Here is a 23,181-nt window from a genome sequence, read left to right as displayed (position 1 = left end):
GGCTTTGGGCAGGAATTTTTAAGACATGTGGAAAACCTCATCTAGATCCAAGGAAAGAGGACTGTTATCTGGATTTGTTGCCATCAAATTAGACATAGATACCCACCATTTTTGACAAATTTCGGTATAAGCGATTTGTTGCCACTTTTCTTCAGAATCAATTTCAGCATAACCAAAAAGACAGTGCGTTTCTTTATCTAAAAATATACTGTAATTATGAACACCATGATCCTTCAACAAGGACTTCAGATCTTCCCAAATCGGATTATGACGTTTTACATACTCCTCGATTTTTTCAGGGAATACTTTCATCTTAAAGGCTTTCCTAATCACTATCAATTGTTATTTTAGGATTATATCTTAAGCCTCCAGGCTGTACTCCATAAATGTCATTTGAAGACTGGTTGGCATCGAAATTTGGATTTGGTAATGGAACTACGGTATTTGCATCTGCCAAATGGCTTGAAATATAAGCATCCATTTCTTTTACTTTATCTGGATAAGCACCTGCTAAATTATTTGTTTCTCCGATATCCCACTTCAAATTATAAAGTCGGTATTCATGATTATTGTCTTTTGCCATACCAAATAGTCGAATCAATTTCCAGTCGCCATCATGAACGGATACTGAAGCTGGCAACCATTGTGGCACTGGCGGCTGATGTGGGAAATAAGTAATTATAGGCGCTCGGTCTAATTCCTTACCTTGTAACGCGGAGGTAATATCCACTCCATCAATAACATGATTTTTAGGCTTCTCAATATTTAAATGTTTAAGAATAGTAGGATAAAAATCAGTGGATTGAATTAAAGCATCAGACCTTGTTCCTGGGTTTGTAATACCCGGCCAAACTACAATACAAGGTACTCTTATACCGCCTTCGTACATAGTTGCTTTTCCTCCACGAAGTGGTATGTTACTAGTTGGTGCTGTTAAGAATTGTTCTCCATTCGGAAGTTTTTCCGAAATGCCATTATACATATTACCGCCGTTATCACTAAAGAAAATGATGGCTGTATTTTCTGCAATTCCTAATCTATCTATCTCATTAAGGATTTTACCAACAGCATCGTCTAGTGAGTGTACCATGGCCGCATAGGTTGGGGAATGCTGTAAATCATTTAAATTTACTTTGGTACGATAATAAGAAATCAAACTTTCCTTAGCATCAAAAGGTGCATGCACTGAAAACTGCCAGTAATTCATGAAAAAAGGCACACTTTTATCTTGTACTCGCATCCAACTAACAGCTTCTTCCGCCATGCGGTCTTCGATATGTTCTTTTTCGTAGTTTGCCTTGAAGCTTGGATATTTCCATGGTGCAACAAAACTTCCTGCAGGTCCTGGCCCTGCCCAGTGTGGAATGTCCACATCAAAACCATGTTCTAGTGGTGTGTAAGGTGCTGGGCCTAAATGCCATTTCCCAAAATGTGCGGTGGAATATCCTTTACTTTTAACCAATTTACCTAAAGTAGGCAAGGCTGTGTCTAATCGGGAAGCCGAATTTGGTATTATCATTTTACTATTAGGACCTGAAGATTTATCAATTGATGCTACAAGTCGAACTTCTGGTAAATGAGCCTGCGGTGCAGTAACCCCATGTCTTGCTGGTGTCTGACCCGTTAATATACTTGCCCGAGTAGGAGAGCATAATGGACTAGCTGCGTAAGCTCTATTAAATATTATTCCTCGTGCTGCAAGGCGTTCAAGATTGGGGGTTTCATAGAAATCGGTTGTGCCGTAAAGTGTTGTATCGCTCCATCCTAAATCATCAGCAAGAATGAAAACGACGTTCATTGGTTTTGATTCCTGAGCATTTAATGATGGAATCAAAAAGCAAATAATAATCAACCTTATGAAATACTTAAGGTTGTTTTTATCTAAATCAATATCGACATTGTATTTCATATTTGAATTAAGATTATTTGTCATTGTTTTATTATTGAATAATATTTAGACCTTGTGGTGCATCAATTTCAGTTTTAATGGTTCCGTCTGAAGATTTTTCATGACGCACTTTCAATATTCCAAATTTGGTAGGGAAAGTCCCTTCTGCAAATTTTAAATCGCCAAGATGTGGTTTTAATTTTATCGTATTCCCGCCATCGGTCACGTTAATTCCCAAAACATATTGTGTGAGCCAAGGTGTTGGCCCGCTTGCCCAGCCATGTGCTAGACTATGTCTAAAACCTACATAACAGAATTCTCCAAAATCGCCATGAATGTCATAAATTCCTTTTGGGGTGAGTTCATCAATTCTACCGCTATTTTCAATATCGCTAATGTCAAAATCTTCCCAAAATGTTGTAGCTCCTAAATCGAGCATGCCACCCCAGTAAGTTCTAATAACATCCAATGCATTATCATAGTCATTTGCTTTGGCCATAGCCTCAAGAATATAGTATCCGTAGAACGTTGACATTCCTTTTACTCCATTTTTACTTAGAATCGACTCATTGATTTTTGAAGGCTTTTCCAAATCTGACAATCCCATCAATGCAGCTGCCTGCTTTGAGGTATTACCTTTTGGGATATGTTTCTTTAATTGTTTAGATACCTTTAGATATTTTTCGCTTAATGCTTCTTTTCCATAAAGCTTCATAATCTCACTACCAGCTTCAAAGGTCATGACCATCATCGACTGCAGGCCTGCATGCACTGCTTTTGGATCCGTACTGGTAGGCCAATCTAAAAAACGTCCACCATTTAAAATTTCTTTGTTATCCTTATCTATAAATGTGGCTAGCTGGTCTAAAAGCGCAATCATATACATCTCTTGTTCATTTAGGTAATCCATATCACCATGATAGTCATACCAATTTTTATGAATGAGTATCCACCACATAGAATACGAACTTATGGTATTCATCCATTGCGGCAAGGGGTGCTGGTCTCGAGCTAAATCCAAACTCTTTGGAACAATATTGTTTTTTCCGAATACCGTATTTATGGTCATCACTTCTGGATGCATATCGCCTACCCAAACCAATCGGTCACGTTTTATACCATCCCAGAGATAATTTTGCATATTCAAATGAACGGTATATGCACCTACTGCCCATATTTCGTTTAATCGCTGATCGCTACTATTAAAACTTCCCAAATAAGGAATATCGCGATACACAAAAGCTGCCTCCACAGATTTTATAGGTGCATTTTCGTTGACCTCTACCACATCCAAGCGCACAAAACGAAAGCCTGTTTCCCCAATTTCAACGCTACCCAACCATGGTACTTCAACAATGAAATCACGGAGGGAATGTTCGTTGGTCGCATTTCTGTCACCACCAATATCAGACATAGCCTCTCCTACCGACTCTCCAAATCTAACTCGCAACTTCAAAGGTGTTTTAGAGGGTCTGATGCCCATTGAGATTTTTAAACCACCATGAATTTCTTTTCCATAATCGAGTAATATCCCAGGTTTGTTAATGGAATCGCTGATAAAGCGCGTTAGATTAGTGTCGTTAACTGCCACTTGACCATTACCCATTTTTAAAAGTTGCCCGGTATTTTGAAGATTTGTACCCGTCGAATCCGATTGCCATACTATTGCTGATGGAATCAAATAGGTTTTAGACATCTCTGAGGCTGTCGCCTTCTCGTTTGCAGCATCATCAAAAACAGGGGGTAATTGTGCATTAACCATTTGTACAAATATTAAAAGTAATAATATGTATAGAAATTTTTTCATTCTTAATTATAAGTTAGTGAGATGAAAGTCCGTTTCGATTTCGAGTATTTTGCTTAAAAATAGGGATTAAGGTAAGTACTACTATCCTGCACAATACCGCTTTTACTTTTTGTACCCATTGACCTTCTTTTCCCAACTTCCATTATACCGTTTCTCTTGATTTTAAGAAATAGCTGCCAGCTACTAAAATACAGGTCTTGTAACAATTTTGTTATTATACATGGCATCCAATCCCATTTGTATACATACTGCAGTATTGGAGCCAGTAGCAATATTAGATACAGGTTCTTTGTTTAAAACAATGGAGTCCCTGAAATCCAATAAAGCCTGTTCGCTAGGTTCTTTATGATCAACATCTATAGGAATACCCAGACCCTTGTCCCATTTTATTGTAGCACCAGAGACACCATCCAAATCGCCCAACTCTTTTTTAGTTTGTCCTTCCGGGAAAAACCACGCTTTGTGATAATCCAATATAATGGTGCCCTTGTCTCCCATTACCTTTATTTTATAATCATCTCTAGAATTACCCGTTAAACATGTAAAAGTAGCTTTAACACCACTTGGATAGTTGTAGATAAGATGAATGTTATCGTAGGTTTCGCGTCCATCCTTCCAATAATCAATGCCACCAGTTCCCATGACCTGATTTGGTGTTTCGTTTAAAACCCAGTTGGCAAAATCAATTTGATGTGAACAAAGTTCAGCTAATAAACCCCCGGAATATTCACGGTACATACGCCAATTAATTATTCTTTCCAGATCTGGATCAGGTACTGGCCGTCGCCAATCTCCGTTACGGTTCCATTGGCAATCAAAGGCAATTATCTTTCCTATTTTTCCATTTTTAATAAGATCGACTACATGTGTGTACAATCTTGAACTATGGTATTGATGTCCTGTTTGAAAAATGGCTTTGGATTGTTCTACTTTTTGCACTAGGTTTTGAATACCATCATATCCTTTTGCCATAGTTTTTTCACAGTACACATGTTTACTGGCATCTAATGCATCTATAGCTATTTGAGAATGTGTACTAAAGGGTGTTGCTATCAATACAGCATCAATATCCTTATTGTCCAATAATTCACGATAATCCTTATAGCCTTTTGCTTTGCCATTAACCCTGGCCAGGCCATTTTCTAAACGAAAGGGAAGTATATCACAACAGGCAACGACATTAAAGTTTTTAATATGATTAATACTCGGAATAAGGCCAGCACCCCTAGCTCCGGTTCCGATAATACCAATATTTATAGTTTCAATTGCATTTTCAAAGTTCAAGTTACTTCCAATGGCAAATGAAGTTGCCGAAACAGCTGCCGATGCTAAGGTGCTTTTAATTATAAATTCCCTTCTTTTCATATTACTTTTAAAGTTGTTAATTAGACAGGCTTAATTTCCCAACCTGGTTCGTAGGTTCTAGACCATAATTTCATGGCTTCCCTATTAAAAATACGTCCGGTGTCTTCGTCAACTTCAAAGGTGTCGCCAATGCGAGATGCAATATTTGCATAATGCGTTAACAATTGGCTAATGGCACCTTCATCGATAGGAGAGTTTAACTCTGCTTTTCCCCTTATGGCGTCGAAAAAGTTTGTGGTATGCAATGTTGAAAGATCACCGCCCCCACCAACCGCATTTCCTGCCTCAGTTTTTCCAGATATGTTTTCCTTAATTATTTTGCCTTTTAAATCGTATAGTCTATAACCGCTCCTATCAATAAATACAGAACCATTGGAACCTGAAACGATAGTGCCCCTACCTGCACCGTATTTATCGTATCCATCCCTACTTCTTCCATCCCATTGAATTTCCTTATCACCATCAAATCGGAAGGATGCTTCCATTGTATCGTACATATCCCAACCATCATCTTTATAATGGTATTTTCCAGAATTTACGGCTACATGTATAGGATATTTTACATTCAGAGCCCAACGCGCTATATCTATTTCGTGTGTTGCATTATTGCCCATTTCTGCTGTTCCATAATCCCAGCCATACCAATGCCAATTGTAATCCCAAGTGTTTACTGTGTAATCCCTTCTTGGAGCAGGCCCCTGAAAAAGTTCCCAGTCTAAGCCTTCTGGTGGATTTGCTTTTTCTTGATTGGGAACACGGCCCCGGGCATTGGTATAAAATGCCATGGCCTTATAAACATCACCAATAATACCGTTATGGATATCTTTTATGATCTCTTGGGATTGTAATGAGGAACGCTGCTGGTTTCCCATTTGCACCACCTTGTTGTATTTTTTTTGATACGCAACCAGCAATTCGCCTTCTTTGGGGTTATGGCTACATGGTTTTTCTAAATAAACATGTTTGCCGGCCTGCATGGCCATACAAGCTCCCGGGGCGTGCCAATGGTCTGGTGTAGCCATAAAAATTGCATCAATATCCTTATCATCTATTATCTTTTGAATATCGTTTTCCTGTATGGGTTTGTTTTTAATTTTATCATGAACAGCGTCCACGGCTTTAATGCGCTGGCTCTTCATGACATCGCATAAATAACGTAATTCTATATTATTTTCTTTTGCTGCAATTGCGGGTATATAGGCGCCATATCTTCTTCCCAAACCCTGTATAGCAACATGTATTCTATCATTAGCCCCAATAATTTTAGAATAACTCTTTGCGGACATCGCATTAACGCTTGAGCCTATTGTAACCCCCACAGTAGCAATGGCCGCCTTTTTTATAAAATCCCTTCTGTTAGTCATGGTATTTATTCTTTAGTTTTATTTAAAGGATGGATTTTTATGTTTTTAAATGATACTTTATCTCCATGGTCTTGCAGTAAAATTTGACCTTTTTCTAAAGTACCAAAATTTGGCCATTTAGCGTATTTGCTTTCTGAAACTAATTTTAAAAAGTCTTTGCTACCTCTTTCATATTCCAACACCTTAACCCCATTTAACCAATGTGCTACATGATTGTCCTTAGACATTATATAAGCGGTATTCCATTCTCCCACAGGATTAATAGGTTTATTGATATCAGCTTCAATTAAATCATATAAAGAACTTACGGTCCTACTGCCTTTGTGCGAACCTAATTTAGCATCTTCATGCAATTCATCATCTAAAATTTGATACTCTAAACCTATAGAAGAGCCTGGTCCTTTATTGATCTCTGTATCAACATAATATTTAATACCACTATTGGCACCAGGTGTTAATTTAAAGTCTAGCATTAATTCAAAATCAGCATAGGTTTCGGTTGTTACAATATCACCACCTGCAGCAGATTCTGCTCCGCCAGAGGACAGTACCGATAATTCTCCGTCTTCAATTTTCCATCCTTCTCCAGGAAAGGAACTTAATTTAGCTCCCCGCCAGCCATTGGTGGTTTCGCCATCCCACAATAATTTCCAGCCCTTATTAGCTTCATCTATGGTTAGGCTGTTTTTGGTGACAATCGGTTTAAGAGGTGATTCTGTGGAGTACTTGGAAACGTTTTCGGTAAGTATCTTTATGTTTTTCCAGATAATTTCAGTGCCCTCTTTTTGGGTCTCACCTATACCATGTACTTGTAGGGATATAAAACCAATTGCCGTTTTATCGTCAATTAAATGCGATGCAGGAACACCGTTTATCCAAGTTTTTAAGGTATCGCCTATGGCTTCGATCCGATAATTATTCCAATCGTTTTGCTTAAAAGCTTTTTGTGCCCCTGGGTTATCGGTTAACGGATTAAGCCATCCCCGCCTAGCTTCATCATAAATACCACCGCTCCATGCACGTGGAGAGGGATCGATCTCAACTTGATACCCATGTACACGTCCTTCTCTATAATAAGGAAAACTATTGCTTCGTATTTGAATACCCGAATTCATTGTAGAGTCTACTTTATAGTCTAGTTCCAGAATAAAATCGCCGTAGAGTTTATTTGTTGATAAAAACGAATTGGGAGTATCGTAAACTGTGCTACCTACTATTGCATCATCACGAACCCTATAATTGGCATTGCCCCCCTTTTGTGTCCAGCCATCTAAGGTTTTTCCATCGAATAAGTCAACCCATGGTGTATTATCCTTGGGTTTCTGAGAGCAGCTAAAAAAAAAGGGTGCTAAAAAAACGCATAGTACTCTAATAAAAAATGAAGTTGATTTCATAATGATAAGTTATATTGTTTAGTGATTTATAAATTTTAATATCCTTTTTAATGGACATATTCTCCAGACCAATGCGTTTGTCCATTTACCCATTACCCATTAATATCAAGTTAGGTTTTTCAGTACAAGACAAAAATCAGTTTAGCTTTCATTAAATAATACTAATGTTACTGAATATGAGACCTGTTAGGTTTTCAAAACCTGGCAGGTCTAAGATAATTAGTAACTTAAAATGTATGTCCCAATTTTTGTCATGTACTTATTTAGGGATAGAAGAAAGCAACTTGCTCCTTACCACATGCCCTTTTTAATATTGAATAACCTTTAAGGTTACCGGCCCCATCAGCCCAGAAGGGATCAACTCTTCCTTTGGTGTTACGATATCAACCAACAACCAAGTGCTGCGCTCATTTTCTGGCAATAAGCTGTCGCCAGTAATACGGTTTCTCCAGACATTTACAACTTCAATATCGATCGTATTTTCTCCCGTTTTTATCGCTTCCGAAGCATTTAATTGGAAGGGTGCCATCCATGTAGTGCCAAGCTCCTTACCATTGATCTTAACCGATGCCATGACGCCTACTTTTCCAAGATCTAAAATAACTTTTGAATACTGGTCTTTTTCATCGTAAGTGAATGTTGATGAATAAACCGCTGTACCAGAATAATATTTTATTTGATCATTTTCATTATCAATCCAGTCTGTTAACTTTGGAAAAGACACCGCCTCATTAGGTCCGATTTCCTTGTCCTTAAAATCCACTTCCCATGGTCCATCTAAATTGAGAACGGTTTTTGGTTCAGGGAAGTTTGATGCTATCCCAGATTCTTTTACCTCATCATTAACTTCCGAATCACTAAAAACCACAAACCAACTTTGATGGGCTTCCATAGTTAAGGGTACCGTAATTCTACCTTCCTCTTTTGTGTATTCCGTTAGCGACCGTATCTCGCCGGTAACTGCATCCCACAATTCTGGTGTTTTGTTTTTAACCCTAAAGGATGGATTGATTTTAATTTCAGTTTCACTTTGGTTGGTCAAAAAATAAATGTCCTTATCTAAAAGTGAACGGTGTGTCCATAGCACAGGGTCTTCCGGTTTTAAAATGACATCCTTTCTAATCTTCAAAGTATCCAGTGCTTGCCCTAAAGTGAGACCGTCGATAATTTTCCCACTGCCATATCCCTTCAGCTGGGAATCATCTTGTCCCCACATCTTGTCAGCAAGCTCTTTGACCTTTTTATCATTTTCTGGAAAGTTTTGCAAACTTGGGGATTTCTTTGGGGCTTGCCCATATATTTTTCCACCTTGTAACACTAATTCTTCAATTTTGGACAATAATTCTGGTCGCATGGTTTCAAATGGAGGCAAGACCATTAAACTATAACCCATCCCGTCCGGCAAAACAAATTTGCCATCCTTTATGGATAATCTGTTCAAAATAACCTCGGCATTGATATAGTCATAGGAGTAGCCATCTGGTAATTCGGGCTGCCTTGCACCGGTCATGATGGGTGTATTTTCACCTATAAAATAACAGACGTCCGCAGCATAGGTACCTTGTTGCAATAAATGTTGGCATCTTCTTAAATAATCAAAATAGGCTTTTGATTTTTTAAACCAGATATTGTGCCGGTTGAATTCTGTGCTGAACCAAGCATTGACACCTGGTACCCTATTATCATCGGGTTGATGGATATAAAGATGCAACACTATATGGTTGATGCCCTCTGTAAACGCCCAATCCCCTCGTTTTTTAAGCATCGCCGGATGCCGAACATAAGTGCGACCGGATGCCGTAAATGACTCGGCAGATATCCTGTTTTTTCCATAGATATGGGCAGCCGAGGATGCAGATTTGCACTCAATATCGCCTAAGCTGCCTTCGTTCCAGAATTCGCCGCTTACAATATCCGATTGGCCGCCGTACATCAAAAATTCTGATGGAAATCCCCAATGGCCATAATTCTCCAACCAAAGTTTTAGGTTATCCTCATTGCTGGCTTTTCTAAGGCCTCCTACATATTCATAAGCGACGGCATCTGCTACGGCACGGCGCAGATCCCATAGAAAGCGCTCGGATTCTTCGACGCTGCCCACAATTCTACCAGTAAAAACGGGCAGGTATTTCTTCGGATTATAGCCGTATTTTTTTTCAAATGTAGCCTCAAAACCGTCGGTCCAATTTTGGCTCCCCATTTCATAGCTATCGGCAATGACATATTTAAAGGCACTCGTGCTTTCTTCCGGAATCCGCTTTAAAAATTCACCGATAAATTGTTCATAATGAAATTTTACCAATTCTTCATTGGCCTTGTCTATCTCATAGCCCTTCCCTTGAGGTGCAGCGGGCGCATTTTCGGTGCCAGTAGGCGTCATACCAAAGCGTTGAATGGTCCAATTTCCAGCGGGTGTTTCCCAATCAAGATGTCCACTTTCGTCCATAAACTCGCTAATATCAATAACTTGATCCGTATTTACTTTTAAATCTTTACTGGTTAAGGATTCTTGTGCATCCCAGAGATAACTATCCCAATTTGATATTGGTGTGGGATGCATTTTTGATAAATTTTTATCCGCATATAATTCAAATCCTGCTGCCTCGGAAAAGATGATTTCTGCGATGTCCCAAGTATCGATGACCGGGTCTATTTCCGTAAAGGATTTAAAGAGGTTATCCGGAAGTTCAAATTCCAACTTAAATTGATTCGAGCGACTTTCTGGCAGAGCGATCATGATGGGAGCATATCTATCAGGTCCCACATTTGGGTTTAATCGGCTTCTATTAATTTTAAAGGATTTTATCTCTTTCCAATCATCCAGTTGCCAAGAATAGACCTTTGCCAAAATCTCAACAGGATTTTTCCCTGGAATGATTTTAAGGCTTCTAGTTTTAATGGTATCTTTTGAAGTAAATACGACCTCGTAGTTTTTGACTTTTTTTGAAAAACCAACAGACTTGGTCGTATCACCATCAATAAGACGCTCCTTTTGTGCCAGTGACGGTGTTATTCTTATGTTTGAATTATTTTTTGAGAGGATTGAATTTTCAGAAGCAATCGATGGAAATGCCAACACATACACATCCTGAAATTCGTCCGTAGGCTTTACCAACTCCAATTCTATTTTGGTTCCACCCTCAGCTTTGATTTCAGAATAGGTTAAATAGCGCATCGCCATATCCGGTTTTACCCAAGGGCCTCCCGATTGGCTCCAGCCCGGGCAGTTAAACGCTCCAATATCCACACCTATTCGTTTCCCTTCTTCAACCGCGTGCACCATGTGTTCCCACCATTCTTCTGAGAGCATGGGAACTTTTCCGTCCTTTTCAGCTGGATTTATATTGCCGATAAGCGCACCACCAATACCCGCTTCCTTCATCGCTTCAAGATCTTTGGTAATGCCTTCTTTTGAAATATCATCCCCTATCCAATACCAATAACACCACAAAGTGTTATCATCAGTGGGTCTTATGAAATTGGCAATTAAATCTGCAGAGTTTGCACTATCGTATTTTGTGTTTTCAACTCCCTTAGAGTTGCAACTAAAAACCAACAGACCAATTATAAAATAACTATATATCTTACTCATAAATTTATTTTTTATTTTTCTATTTAGTCTGAAACGGGCATTTTTAATTAGCTTCATTCTTCAACTTTTTAAAAATTTGACGCTGTTCTTCTAATACATCTAAATATTTTGAATCACTTGCTAAGTTATTCACTTCGTTAGGGTCTGTATTTAAATCGAAAAGTTCTTCAAAATCAAATTCAGGATAATAGACATATTTTAGTGACGGACTAATAACTGCTTTCGTTTCTGGTAAACTTGGACTTCCATTAAAGGTGTGTTCGTAAAAAAATTGCTTTCTTTTCGGGGAATTACCAGCTAGTGCAGCAGTTAAGTCATGACCTTGCATACTTTCTGGAATTTCCACGCCAGCAAAACCCAAGATTGTTGGTGCAATATCAATATTTAATCCAATTTCATCAAGGGCTCCAATTAACCGTTTTTCATTTCTAGGGTCATAAATAATCAATGGCACTCTAATCGATTCTTCATGTGCGAACCATTTCCCTGCTAAGCCGTGTTCTCCGAGGTACATCCCATTATCCCCCATAAAGATGATGACTGTATTATTATCTTGACCTGATTTCTTGAGTTCTTCCCTTAATTTACCGACAGATTCATCAACACCCGTAATCAATCTGTAATAATTCTTTACTGATTCTTGATATTTCTCTTCAGTTGAAAAGCGCAATTTCCAACGAATTCTGGCTATATTTTCTTCAGTATGAAAAAATGATGGTAAAGAATCCCAATACTTTGAATCGGCAGTTGTTGGTAAAGGCATTTCAATATTCTCATATAATTCCGCATATTCAGTCTTTGGAATAAATTGCCTCTCATCCCCGTCCTGGCTATGTGGCGCCTTAAAACTTACAGAAAGACAAAATGGTTTGCTAAATGAAATATTTAAAAATTCAGAAATATTTTGGCTAAGTAAATCTGTATAATGAATAGAGTCTCCATTCTTATCAACGGTTTCATAGTTTGGTTGATGCAAAGGTGTACCTTTCCAATAATCGAATAGTTTCTTAGGATGGTCTGGAGGGTTTCCTATGCCATATTTACCAATAAAACCTATTGTATATCCTGCTGATTTTAATAGGGCAGGATAAGTATTATTTAAAGCTTCATTTTCTAAGCTAGTATGAAAACCATTTATGCCATGTCTGGACATATATTGTCCAGTTAATATACTGGCTCTACTTACCATACAAATCGAAGTTGTAACATAGGCATTCTTGAAATTAAAACCAGAATTTGCCAAACTATCAATATTTGGGGTTTTTATATACCTATTTCCATTAATGCCCAATGCATCCCAGCGTTGGTCATCCGTTAAAAGAAATATGATGTTAGGTTTAGTATTCTTTGTTAACTCCTTTTCTTTTTTACATCCAAGACAACAAGCAATACATATTATGAGGAGACTATTTTTTATCATTATGGCGGTAAATATCTTGTATTAATTTATGAATATTAATAATATACAAAAAACTGTTTTTAATTCTTGATACATATCCTGTACTATACTGCTTTTTAAAGATAGCGATAAAGCATCTAGAGAAGAAGTAATTTTAATAAACCAAGAATATCAATTTTTTTTTTGTTGTACTCAAGACGTTGCTTAATAATAAAGTTTATGTACTTATTCCATACTTTGACTTAATATATGATTTCGCTTTGGATGAATTTAAGGTAAAAATGGAGTTATAGGTTTGTTTAACGGCTACTATTGTAATGGCTGTATGACTGCATTCATTAATATTTCCTTAGGTTGCAAACAGTGATTATTTTGTTTTTATCGACTGTATAACTAATTCCAACAGTATAGTACAGGATACATTAATAGTATTCTTATAATAGTTTTGATGGAAATCAAATAACTAAAACAATTATTCAAGAACTAAAATTAAATCAAAAATTATGAAACACATCTATTATGAAAGCGTCTTGAAAAAGGCTTTGTTTTTTTTCTTTATAATGATTTCCTTTGGGAGTTATGCTCAAGGAGAAGTTGTTAAAGGCGTTGTAAAATCGTCTAACGATTTACCTTTAATAGGGGTTACCGTTTTACAAAAAGGAACCACTAATGGTGCTATTACCGATTTTGATGGAAACTACTCAATCACTTTACTATCGGGTTCAAAAACTTTAGTATACTCTTATGTTGGTTTCCTATCTGTAGAAAAAACTGCAAAAGGAACTTCTACTGTTAATGTCACACTCCAAGAAGATGTACAGGCATTGGACGAAGTCGTACTTATTGGTTATGGCTCACAAAAAAGAGAAGATATTACGGGAGCCATTAGTTCCATTAAAAGTAAAGATTTAGAAGATCAGTTTTTTACCAGTATCACCGAAACACTTCAAGGACAAGCTGCTGGTGTTTTTGTAAGCCAAGATTCTGGAGAACCTGGTGCGGGAATTTCTGTAACTATTAGAGGTATAAATAGTATAGGTGCCAGTACCCAACCTTTATATGTGTTAAATGGTATTCCACTGGGATTGGATACTCAAGCGGCTGGAGATCTATATTTCACACCTACCAATCCATTAGCCTCTTTAAACCCGGATGATATTGAAAGTATTGAAGTTTTAAAAGATGCATCTGCTACTGCTATCTATGGTGCCAGAGCCGGTAACGGCGTTGTTTTAATTAAAACTAAAGAAGCAAAAATTGGTAAAATAAAAATCAATACATCTTTTAGAACTTCAATATCTAGTGTGGGCGTACCTTATGATTTAATGACCGCAAGACAATACGCACAATTCAGAAACGACAGGGTTGTAATACAAAATCCGCAATTCACGTTTCAAGAGTTGCTAGATGATAATAGAATTCCTTATGATGGAAGCGATAATGGACGACCGTTACCAGAAAATGCTGGAGAAGGTACTAATTTTATGGATGCTATTTTTAGACAGGGTTTTAACAGGACTGCCAATTTTAGTATTTCTGGAGGAACAGAATCTTTGTCTCAATTATTATCTGTGAATTATAATGAAAACGAAGGAAACATTATAAACTCTGTATTTAGAAGAGTTAACCTTAGGTATAATGCTAAAATGAAAGTTGGAAATAGTTTTTCGCTTAATTCCAATATCCAATTAAATTATTCTAGAAACCAACGTGTTCAAACTAGTGCCAGGACAGGTTTGTCTGGAGTTGTTTTTACAGCCATGAGAATCAATCCGTTTATTCCCTTATTTGATGATGCGGGAGATTTAAATCAATTGGATGGAAATGATAATATTATAACCAATCCAGTAATTGAAGCGACACAATCTGACAACATTCAAAAAGATAAAAGACTTATCTTTTCAACCGAAGGTATATTGGATATCAATGACAATTTAAAGTGGACTAACAGAATTGGTTTTAATTATGGAATCAATACCAATCAAGTTTTTAACAGAAAGAACACACAGCAAGGTATTAATAACAATGGACGATTATTTCTTGCAGATGCAGAATCAGATAGGTTTACAGCAGAATCATTTTTAAATTACAATAAAAACTTTAATGACCATACTATAAACGTTACTGCTGGTGCCAGTTACACCGATATAAATAGGACAAGACGTAGAGAAGAGTATACAGATTTTACGTTTGATGATTTAGGACCAGACGCTATTGAGTTGGCAAGATTGTCGTCAAGATACTCTACTGCAAAATCAAATAATTATATCCAATCCTTATTATTCAGGTTTAATTATTCATACAAGGGAAAATACACCTTTACCGCAACTGGAAGAAATGATGGAGACTCAAAATTTAGTCAAGGAGATCCTTGGGGATTCTTTCCCTCGGCAGCCATTTCTTGGGATGTAAACAAAGAGGGTTTTATGAAAACCATTAGAGCCATATCACAGTTTAAATTAAGGGCTTCTTATGGAGAAGTTGGAAGTTCAATTGGTGTGGCACCCTATTCAACTCTAGACACTTATGCCATTGGTAGAATTGGATTAACAGATAATAGCATATACACAGGAACCTTTCCTGCAAGAATTGCAAATAAAAACCTATCATGGGAAACCAGTACCACCTTAAATTTAGGTTTAAACCTGAACTTCTATAAAAATAGAATAAGAACAACGGTAGATGTTTATGAAAGAATAACTGATAATTTATTGAATAATTTACAAATTCCGCGTCAAAATGGTTTTAACAGTATACCAATTAACGATGGCGAACTAGAAAACAAAGGTATTGAGGTAGATATAGCCTATGATATTTTTAATAACGAAAATTTTTCTTGGACATCTAAGATTAATTGGACAAAGAACGTAAGTAAATTAATTGAATATGGTACCAATGAATCTATTATAGGTCCTGGTATAGGTGCCAATTTCTTTCAAATTAATGCAACGCAAACGTATCCTGGCGAAGAATTAGGTTTATTTTTTGGTTATAAGGTAACTGGGTTAATTCAACCTGATGACTTAGAAGATTATGCTAACGGGAACTTCAATATTAGAACAGAACCAGGAATTGATGAAGATGGTAATCCTGCCGATATTCCAATTTTTGCTACAACAGCCCGTAATAATAATGGTAATGGAAACCCTGGGCAAAATGCTCCTGGATTATGGAAATTTGAAGATCTTGATGGCGATGGGCTTATAACGCCAGCAGATAGGCAAACCATAGGAAACCCTAACCCAGATTTTTTCTTTGGTTGGAACAATCAATTTACAATAGGAAACTTTAATATTTCCATGTTTATTCAAGGGTCTTATGGTAATGATATATTAAATCTTAACAAAGCCTTCATCGGTTCTGGCTGGAGTGGAGGAAATGGTTCTAAAGACTATTTTGAAAACCGTTATACCATAGATAACCAACACAACGATATTAATTACCCTAGCTTTAATGGTCCTACAGGCGTTACTGTTCCAAATTCAACGTTTATAGAAGATGGTTCATACGTTAGGCTTAAAAACCTAAGTGTTAGATATAATTTAAAAGATATCCCTTTCTTTTCAAACGCTGCAGTCACTTTTACGGGAACCAATTTAATAACCATTACAGACTATACAGGGCCAGATCCAGAAGTAAGTACAAATGGAAATGGGGCCTTGAACAGAGGTGTTGATTATTCTGCATACCCAAGACCCAAAGTATTTACTTTAGGCTTAAATTTATCATTTTAAAATTTCAAAATAAAAAATATAGCATATTATGAAACTAAAAAAAATAGTCATTTTCGGAATAATGCTGGCAGGATTTTTATCTTGTAGCACTGATTTAGAAGAAGAAATATTCTCAGCCTACAGTGGTTCTAACTTTTATCAAAATGAAGAACAGCTCCAATCTCAAAACGTTGGTATTTATGCAGCGTTTGGTCATGTGGTTTGGGAACAGGATATGTTTTTCTTAACAAGTATGATGAGTAAATACGCTACTTCAAGAATTGCAGGAAATGCTAGATATGCAGCTTATGCAACTCCAGAGCAGCAACCTTTTAGATACGAACGCTTATGGAATGTTGGCTTCAATGCCATTTCAAGGGCAAATACGGTAATTAAAAACATTCCACTTTCTAGCTTTGCTGCTGATAAACCAATAATTGCCAATCAATATTTAGCTGAAGCTAGATGGATGAGAGCTTATACGTATTTTCAATTAACACAGCTTTTTGGCGACCTTCCATTATATACAGAACCTGTAGAATCGGCTGATCCTGATGTTCTATTTAAAGGAAGAAGTTCTACACAACAAGTTTATGACTTGATAATCGAGGACTTAATATTTGCCAATGAAAATTTGCCAGTAAAATGGATCAAAACCGGTACAGGAAGAGTGACGAAAGCAGGTGGTGCCTTTTTACTGGGCAAGGTGTATTTAACATCTGCTGGATTTCCATTGCAGATTACGGAAAATTATCAAAAAGCTATTGATGCATTAAAGCCATTGGCTGATAATGCAGGCAATTATGATGTTGGATTGGAAACAGATTGGAAAGGCATTTTTGACCTGAGCAATGAAGGGAATAAAGAAATTATTTTTGCGCATGGCAATGTATATGAAAATTTTCTTGGTAGTGTACTGCCTTTTTGGTCCAATCCGGATTTTAGTACATTGGGTGGCGTGCAGGCAACCAGAGGTAGTAGTTATCAAATCGCCTGGCATCCAAATATGTTGGACTTATATGAAGAGGATGATCTTAGATTAACAGATGGCTTTACATATTCTTATATTGATAAAAGAAATGGAAATACGCGTACTTTTGCACCTACTCCTCTTGCTGTAGGAGGTGGTATATATGGAGGTAGAAACGGCATATGTTCTACAAAATATATAGATGGCGGTGCCCCAGGAAACGTTATTCACTCCAAAGATCACATCGTTTACAGATATGTGGATGCTTTTTTAATGTTAGCTGAAGCCTATAATGAAAATGGTACTCCTGCAAGTGCATTGCCGTATCTAAGAACAGCTAGGGACAGAGTCAATGCTAGTGAAATTACTACGACTGATCAAAGTGCTCTAAGAACTATTATTAGAGAAGAAAGAACCAGGGAATTGTATGCGGAAATGGGAGAATTATTCGATTTGCGGCGTTGGGGAACTTCAGAACAAGAATATAATAACCACCTATTAAGACAATGGAGAAACCCAAATAGAGGTTGGGATGATAAATACATTTTATGCCCAATTCCTGCTGTTGAAATTGGTAAAAATCAAAATTTACTACCTAATAATCCAGGTTGGTAAAACAAGAGTAAATGAATACAAAGTAGCTGTGAAATTTAACTTTTACAGCTATTTTGGTTTTATAAAAACAAAAGATGAAACATATATTTCTAATCCTATTTTCAGTAATAATAGTGGTCTCTTGCAAGCAAAATAAGGAAGAGCAAGCCAAAGTCGATGCTAAACCTGAAACCTTGCCAAACCTTATTATTGTACTTTCAGACCAACATTCGTATGATATGCTTGGTGCTTATGGCAATGAACAGATCATAACACCCAATCTGGATAAAATGGCAAGTGAAGGCATATTGCTCAGTAATGCATTTTCAAGCCAACCTGTTTGCACACCTTTCAGGGGCATGTTGATGAGCGGGATGCATCCGCTTAAAAATGGTGCTTTTGTAAATGATGTACCACTTTTACCAAACAAAACAAAGCTTTTGGGAGAAGTTCTAAAAGAAAAAGGATATCAAACCGCTTATGTTGGGAAATGGCATTTATTGGGTGGAGATAGAAATAGACCGATTCCTAAAGAACTGTCGTATGGTTTTGACACTTTATTGACCAACAACTGCCATGTGGACTTTCGCCCGGGAAAGGCTTTTTTCTGGAACGAAAAAGGAGAAAAAGAGATCTTTAATGAATGGGAACCTTACGCACAAACCAATCAGGCCATCAATTATTTAAAAGATATAGACCAATCCAAACCATTCGCTCTTATTGTGTCTTGGCATCCACCACACGATTGGGGCAAATTTAAAGGAGAAGACGGGAAAATGCATTACAGGTATGATACTTTAGATGAATTAATGAGTTTATACAATCGAGACTCCATAACATTACGCCCAGGTTTAGAAGTTACAGAAGATAGAAAACGGATGTACCATGGACACTTGGCTTCTGTTACAGGCGTTGATGTCGCTTTTGGAAGACTGATGAATCAATTAAAAGAAATGGGCATTGAAGATAATACATTGGTGGCTTTTACGGCAGACCATGGCGACATGTTGGAATCTCATAACGCAAAATTGCCAAAACAATACCCGCATGATTATTCAAACAGAGTCCCTTTTATAATTAAATATCCCAAGAAAATTAAAGCAGGAATAAAATCAGAAACCATGCTGGGAACCATGGATATAATGCCAACAATTTTGGGCTATTTGGACATTGAAACAAAACAAGGTTATGATGGTAGGGATTTATCTAAAGAATTGGCATTAAGTAGCATTGATGCTAACGATTATGTGCCACTATGGGTCTATAGATTGGGGCATGCAAAAAACATCAATTGGCGAGGTGTGGTTACCAAGGATTTTACTTTTTCTATGGATAAAGATAACAACCCAATCACAAATACACTCTTCGATAGAAAAAACGACCCCTACCAATTAAATAATCTATACAACCATCCAGATTATAAAAGTGATCGAGATAAACTTCAAAAATTAACTTTCGAATGGATGGAAAATTATAATGATGGTTTTTACGGTGCAAAAGATTTTAAAGAAGTACAGCCAAAAGGCGGGTGGCAATACAATTACAGCAAAAGTCCTTATGAACTTTTTGCGGAAGATAGAAAAAATCAGCCCTAAAGCTGATTTCTTTCTTTATTATAAAAAATTCTATTTATTTTTCTTAATAGGTACCAGGTTCACAAAGGGTTTGTCTCGAATTTCCTTATCAGAATTATAATCTTTATTAAGGCTTGGTAAATAGCGCTTTTCAACATTCTTTTCTAACCATAAATTAAGCTTATTGAATAAAGCACTTTTAAGTTCAGGTCTTTCTTCAGCTATATTGTTTTTTTCAAAGGGATCTTTTTCAATATTGTATAGGTACAAACGGCCATACCAGTCAAAAATAAGTTTATAGTCCCCATCCCTAATGGCTGAATGTGGTGTGAGCGGATAGCCATCATAGGGACTGTTATAGATGACATTAAAGGGATAATGCCAGTAGTGTGTTTCTTTGGAATAGGATTTTTTTGAATTGTCAACATCTGTCAACAACGGCATTATATTTTGCCCATCCAGTTTTTGATCTTCAACAATTTCTTTGGAATCATAACCCGCAGCTGCCAAAATACTCGGAAAGATATCGGTACAATCAACCGGCACATCCACCCACTGTCCTTCTTTAATTTCACCTTTCCACCTAAATATAAGTGGCACCCGGATGCCACCTTCGTTTAAGGTCGCCTTCCCGCCTAAAAATGGGGCGTTGTCCGTGCCATCTCCCTGGGGCGTTATCTTGGAATCTATCCCCCCGTTATCCGACATAAATATAACGAGTGTATTTTCTTCGAGATCCGTTTCCTTCAGTTTATCAAGAATGGCACCGACCGAGCGGTCCATGCTTTTGATCATCGCAGCGTAAACAGGGTCTTTATGCCCGTTCCAGCCTTTGGTATTTTTGTTTTTGAAATATTCTACATCCTTTTCAAGCGCTTGGTAAGGTGAATGCACCGCAAAATGCGAAAAATACAGAAAAAAGGGTTGATCCTTGATTTTTGATCTTCGGTCGATATAATTTAAAGCCTGTTCGGTAAGGTCATCGGTCAAATAGTCTTCTCCGGTATCGGCTCCCGAATCCCCTATTTCCCATTCATCTTGCGGCATTTTAGGAAAGGTTTGTTTGGAAGAATTTTCCCAGCCCTTGCGCCAGTCGAAATATACAGATCCCCCACCATCAAAATACGCCAAGTTTTCAAAGCCTTGATCCTGTGGCTGATAGCCTTCAGCCCCGAAACCCCCAATATGCCATTTACCGATAAATGCCGAATTATAGTCGATCAAGGCCTCTGCAAGGGATAGCACGTCTTTTCCCTGATCGATATCCCTGCCGGTCGGCACCGCCGAGTTAGAAGTTGCATTGATCCAGGCCTGCTCAATTTTAATATCGTCCTTATGCTCCAACACATCGTGCGGATAATAACCGTCAGGAATGGGGAGGTTCTGATTGTAGTAGGTAGGTCGCAATGGCATGGCGGTCATAAAGCCCAATCTCGATGCGTACATACCGGTAAGGATACTTACCCGTGTTGGGGAACAAAGCGGATTGGCATAAGCCTGTGAAAATGCGGTCCCCTCACTGATCAGTTCGTCAATGTTTGGCGTTTCATAATACATTTTTGAGGTATCAAGCTCCATAAAATGATTGGCATAGGCCTGTGTATCCACGATCCCAAAATCATCGGCCAGGATAAAGATGATATTTGGACGTTTGTTTTTAATTGGTTCATCAGATTTTTTATTTGAAAGGGATTGGCATCCAAAAATCCAAAGACTAATAACGCATGAGAATACGGTTTTTAAGTATGGCATTTGTTTATAATTAATTAGGTTGACGTTATTTTTATATGATGGGTGAAAGTTATAGACTGTTTTTATCTTTTATGATGGTCTAGTATATAGCAAAAATTTATAATAGAAACATATTTTTAGCATTTTCGGCTTGTTCATTTTGTGGACCTTACAGGTTTTAAAAACCTGTAAGGTCTTGGTTATCCTGAAAACTGTGAGTAGTTTATTTCTCAAAATGAATGTTGCCATGTAATTAGTTATGATTAATGATCTGCCCCAATATTTTAGTGTCATAAACATAAAATTTAGGATAGTTTCCTTTCATCCAAAGCACCAAGCTTTTGCCTTTTATCCATTCTGGCACAATCGGTCGAAGATTATCAGATTCCGAATTAGCAGTCAATGCAGCCCATGTCCATGTTTTACCGAAATCCCTAGTTCTTCCCATATAAATTTCTTGTTGTTGTTTACCAGAAACCGAACTAATTAAAGGTGTTCCTGTAATAGGATTTGTGCTTGTTGAAATAAAAACCACATCTGGATTTGATGGATCAACCGATGCAAGGCCAGTATAATCGCCTTCATTAGTGGGACCGAAATTATCTCCTGCATACGCCATAAAATTTACGTGCCACTTTTTCCCATCATATCTCACATAAAAATAGCAATGATCTTCTTGATTGTCATTCGCTCTAAATTGGATAACTCCAAAGGGTTGATGGTCTGGAGTGATTTTAATATCATTAACCCAACCTCTTCGCATGGCCATACTATCAATGACAGTACTATCTTTTAAAAGAAGTGTCATTTCAGTGGGTGGAATAGCATTTTCATCATAAAGATTTTCATCTATGATAGTTCCATCTGTTTTATGCAACTTTCCATTTTCTATATAGGCATGGTATATGGAGTTAAGATAAGGTCCAGGCTTTGATCTATCTTTGCTAAAGTTAACCCTAGGATGATCATCTGTAGCAAATAAATGGACTTTTGATTTTCCATCCCCTGCATATTTTACATAGGCTCTTCCTCCGTCTGGGTGATCTGGCCATGCGTCTTTTGCGTTTAGGGTTTGTCCGCCATAGATCCAATGTTCCCCAAGATCATTCGAATAAATAAAATTGGAATCAAATCCCTGGGAACGGATCCCATTGAATATCTGTCCATTTCCATTATTGCCCTCAGATAGGTATATGGGATTTGTATAGGTTATTCCTGCCTGTGGTGCATCAGATAGGATGGTTTCATTCCATATAGTAGGATCGTGAGGGTTTTTTGAAATTTTGGTTCTTATAAATTTATCATTGCCATGTTTGGACCAATTAACAAGATAACGGCCATCGGGTCTAATTAAAAAAGAAGGCGAGGCATGATCATCCATTTGTAATTGGTCATCAAGTTCAATGCGTTCCCTTTGTAACAATGGATTTTTTTTATTGAGATCGAACCGCGCCCAATAGAGATCAATATCGCCACGTTTATCGCTTAAACTATCTCCATAGGTCACCACGCCCGTCATTAGAATTGGGGTATCGGGATCATCTATGTCCATGATAACACGTTGATCCTGGAACCAACACCATGAACCAGGACGATCTGAATCTGAGAGTTGGAAAATTGCAGAATGATCTTTAGATATTTGAGAAAGGTCTTCCAATATTTGGCTCTGTGGAATGGTTTTATTTGTAGTAGTGGCACAATTGTATAAGAGTAAAGAAATGCCTAACACCCATCTTAGAGAATTTTTGTTATACACGCCTTTATGTGTTTTTAATTTCATTATTTAACTT

Annotated in this window: 13 protein-coding genes; 3 read left to right on the top strand and 10 right to left on the bottom strand. The window is 37.3% G+C overall.

Features of this window, described 5'->3' with window-relative positions; all coding sequences use genetic code 11:
- Window positions 1–18 precede the first annotated feature (18 nt).
- The 8 genes from rhaM to FAF07_RS12925 form a co-directional block, all read right to left on the bottom strand.
- On the bottom strand, window positions 19–333 hold the full coding sequence (gene rhaM, locus FAF07_RS12960; RefSeq protein WP_142786626.1) for an L-rhamnose mutarotase: 315 nt from the start codon (window positions 331–333) through the stop codon (window positions 19–21).
- Entirely contained in the window at window positions 326–1,933 is a 1,608-nt protein-coding gene (locus FAF07_RS12955; RefSeq protein WP_142785501.1) for a sulfatase, read from the bottom strand. The genes rhaM and FAF07_RS12955 overlap by 8 nt, the downstream gene beginning before the upstream one ends.
- A gap of 7 nt (window positions 1,934–1,940) precedes the next feature.
- Complete coding sequence (locus FAF07_RS12950) at window positions 1,941–3,695, bottom strand: alpha-L-rhamnosidase-related protein (protein WP_142785500.1); 1,755 nt, start codon at window positions 3,693–3,695, stop codon at window positions 1,941–1,943.
- A gap of 183 nt (window positions 3,696–3,878) precedes the next feature.
- Window positions 3,879–5,060 carry a Gfo/Idh/MocA family protein gene (locus tag FAF07_RS12945; protein WP_142785499.1) on the bottom strand — a complete coding sequence of 394 codons (1,182 nt, stop codon included), beginning with the start codon at window positions 5,058–5,060 and terminating at the stop codon, window positions 3,879–3,881.
- A 20-nt stretch (window positions 5,061–5,080) separates the two neighbouring features.
- Window positions 5,081–6,424, bottom strand: coding sequence for a Gfo/Idh/MocA family protein (locus FAF07_RS12940; protein WP_142785498.1), 1,344 nt, complete (start codon window positions 6,422–6,424; stop codon window positions 5,081–5,083).
- 5 nt (window positions 6,425–6,429) lie between these two features.
- Window positions 6,430–7,818, bottom strand: a complete 1,389-nt coding sequence (locus FAF07_RS12935; protein WP_142785497.1) for a 3-keto-disaccharide hydrolase — start codon at window positions 7,816–7,818, stop codon at window positions 6,430–6,432.
- 307 nt (window positions 7,819–8,125) lie between these two features.
- A complete protein-coding gene (locus tag FAF07_RS12930) occupies window positions 8,126–11,410 on the bottom strand; it encodes a glycosyl hydrolase (protein WP_142785496.1) in 3,285 nt (1,094 codons plus the stop codon).
- 43 nt (window positions 11,411–11,453) lie between these two features.
- Window positions 11,454–12,830, bottom strand: a complete 1,377-nt coding sequence (locus tag FAF07_RS12925) for a sulfatase family protein (RefSeq protein ID WP_142785495.1) — start codon at window positions 12,828–12,830, stop codon at window positions 11,454–11,456.
- Window positions 12,831–13,312: 482 nt separating this feature from the next.
- Between FAF07_RS12925 and FAF07_RS12920 the strand changes: the two genes are divergently transcribed.
- The 3 genes from FAF07_RS12920 (at window position 13,313) to FAF07_RS12910 (ending at window position 19,681) form a co-directional block, all read left to right on the top strand.
- A complete protein-coding gene (locus tag FAF07_RS12920) occupies window positions 13,313–16,543 on the top strand; it encodes a SusC/RagA family TonB-linked outer membrane protein (protein WP_142785494.1) in 3,231 nt (1,076 codons plus the stop codon).
- Between the two features lie 28 nt (window positions 16,544–16,571).
- Window positions 16,572–18,107 (top strand): RagB/SusD family nutrient uptake outer membrane protein, encoded by a 1,536-nt coding sequence (locus tag FAF07_RS12915; protein WP_142785493.1) that lies wholly within the window; start codon window positions 16,572–16,574, stop codon window positions 18,105–18,107.
- 74 nt (window positions 18,108–18,181) lie between these two features.
- Window positions 18,182–19,681, top strand: coding sequence for a sulfatase-like hydrolase/transferase (locus FAF07_RS12910; RefSeq protein WP_142785492.1), 1,500 nt, complete (start codon window positions 18,182–18,184; stop codon window positions 19,679–19,681).
- Between the two features lie 30 nt (window positions 19,682–19,711).
- On the opposite strand, the gene FAF07_RS12905 is transcribed toward FAF07_RS12910, so the two are convergent.
- Complete coding sequence (locus FAF07_RS12905; RefSeq protein WP_142785491.1) at window positions 19,712–21,412, bottom strand: sulfatase; 1,701 nt, start codon at window positions 21,410–21,412, stop codon at window positions 19,712–19,714.
- Between the two features lie 232 nt (window positions 21,413–21,644).
- Window positions 21,645–23,171, bottom strand: a complete 1,527-nt coding sequence (locus FAF07_RS12900; RefSeq protein ID WP_142785490.1) for a BNR-4 repeat-containing protein — start codon at window positions 23,169–23,171, stop codon at window positions 21,645–21,647.
- Window positions 23,172–23,181: the final 10 nt, after the last annotated feature.

It is taken from the genome of Changchengzhania lutea, assembly GCF_006974145.1.
GTDB lineage: Bacteria > Bacteroidota > Bacteroidia > Flavobacteriales > Flavobacteriaceae > Changchengzhania > Changchengzhania lutea.
Note: the sequence above shows the minus strand (reverse complement) of the source record. Positions and strands in the feature narration are given on the sequence as shown.

What these genes read in the sequence shown, in the direction of transcription:
- FAF07_RS12955 (WP_142785501.1), bottom strand. Translation starts at nt 1,933, where the DNA reads ATGACAAATAATCTTAATTCAAATATGAAATACAATGTCGATATTGAT.
- FAF07_RS12950 (WP_142785500.1), bottom strand. Translation starts at nt 3,695, where the DNA reads ATGAAAAAATTTCTATACATATTATTACTTTTAATATTTGTACAAATG.
- FAF07_RS12945 (WP_142785499.1), bottom strand. Translation starts at nt 5,060, where the DNA reads ATGAAAAGAAGGGAATTTATAATTAAAAGCACCTTAGCATCGGCAGCT.
- FAF07_RS12940 (WP_142785498.1), bottom strand. Translation starts at nt 6,424, where the DNA reads ATGACTAACAGAAGGGATTTTATAAAAAAGGCGGCCATTGCTACTGTG.
- FAF07_RS12935 (WP_142785497.1), bottom strand. Translation starts at nt 7,818, where the DNA reads ATGAAATCAACTTCATTTTTTATTAGAGTACTATGCGTTTTTTTAGCA.
- FAF07_RS12930 (WP_142785496.1), bottom strand. Translation starts at nt 11,410, where the DNA reads ATGAGTAAGATATATAGTTATTTTATAATTGGTCTGTTGGTTTTTAGT.
- FAF07_RS12925 (WP_142785495.1), bottom strand. Translation starts at nt 12,830, where the DNA reads ATGATAAAAAATAGTCTCCTCATAATATGTATTGCTTGTTGTCTTGGA.
- FAF07_RS12920 (WP_142785494.1), top strand. Translation starts at nt 13,313, where the DNA reads ATGAAACACATCTATTATGAAAGCGTCTTGAAAAAGGCTTTGTTTTTT.
- FAF07_RS12915 (WP_142785493.1), top strand. Translation starts at nt 16,572, where the DNA reads ATGAAACTAAAAAAAATAGTCATTTTCGGAATAATGCTGGCAGGATTT.
- FAF07_RS12910 (WP_142785492.1), top strand. Translation starts at nt 18,182, where the DNA reads ATGAAACATATATTTCTAATCCTATTTTCAGTAATAATAGTGGTCTCT.
- FAF07_RS12905 (WP_142785491.1), bottom strand. Translation starts at nt 21,412, where the DNA reads ATGCCATACTTAAAAACCGTATTCTCATGCGTTATTAGTCTTTGGATT.
- FAF07_RS12900 (WP_142785490.1), bottom strand. Translation starts at nt 23,171, where the DNA reads ATGAAATTAAAAACACATAAAGGCGTGTATAACAAAAATTCTCTAAGA.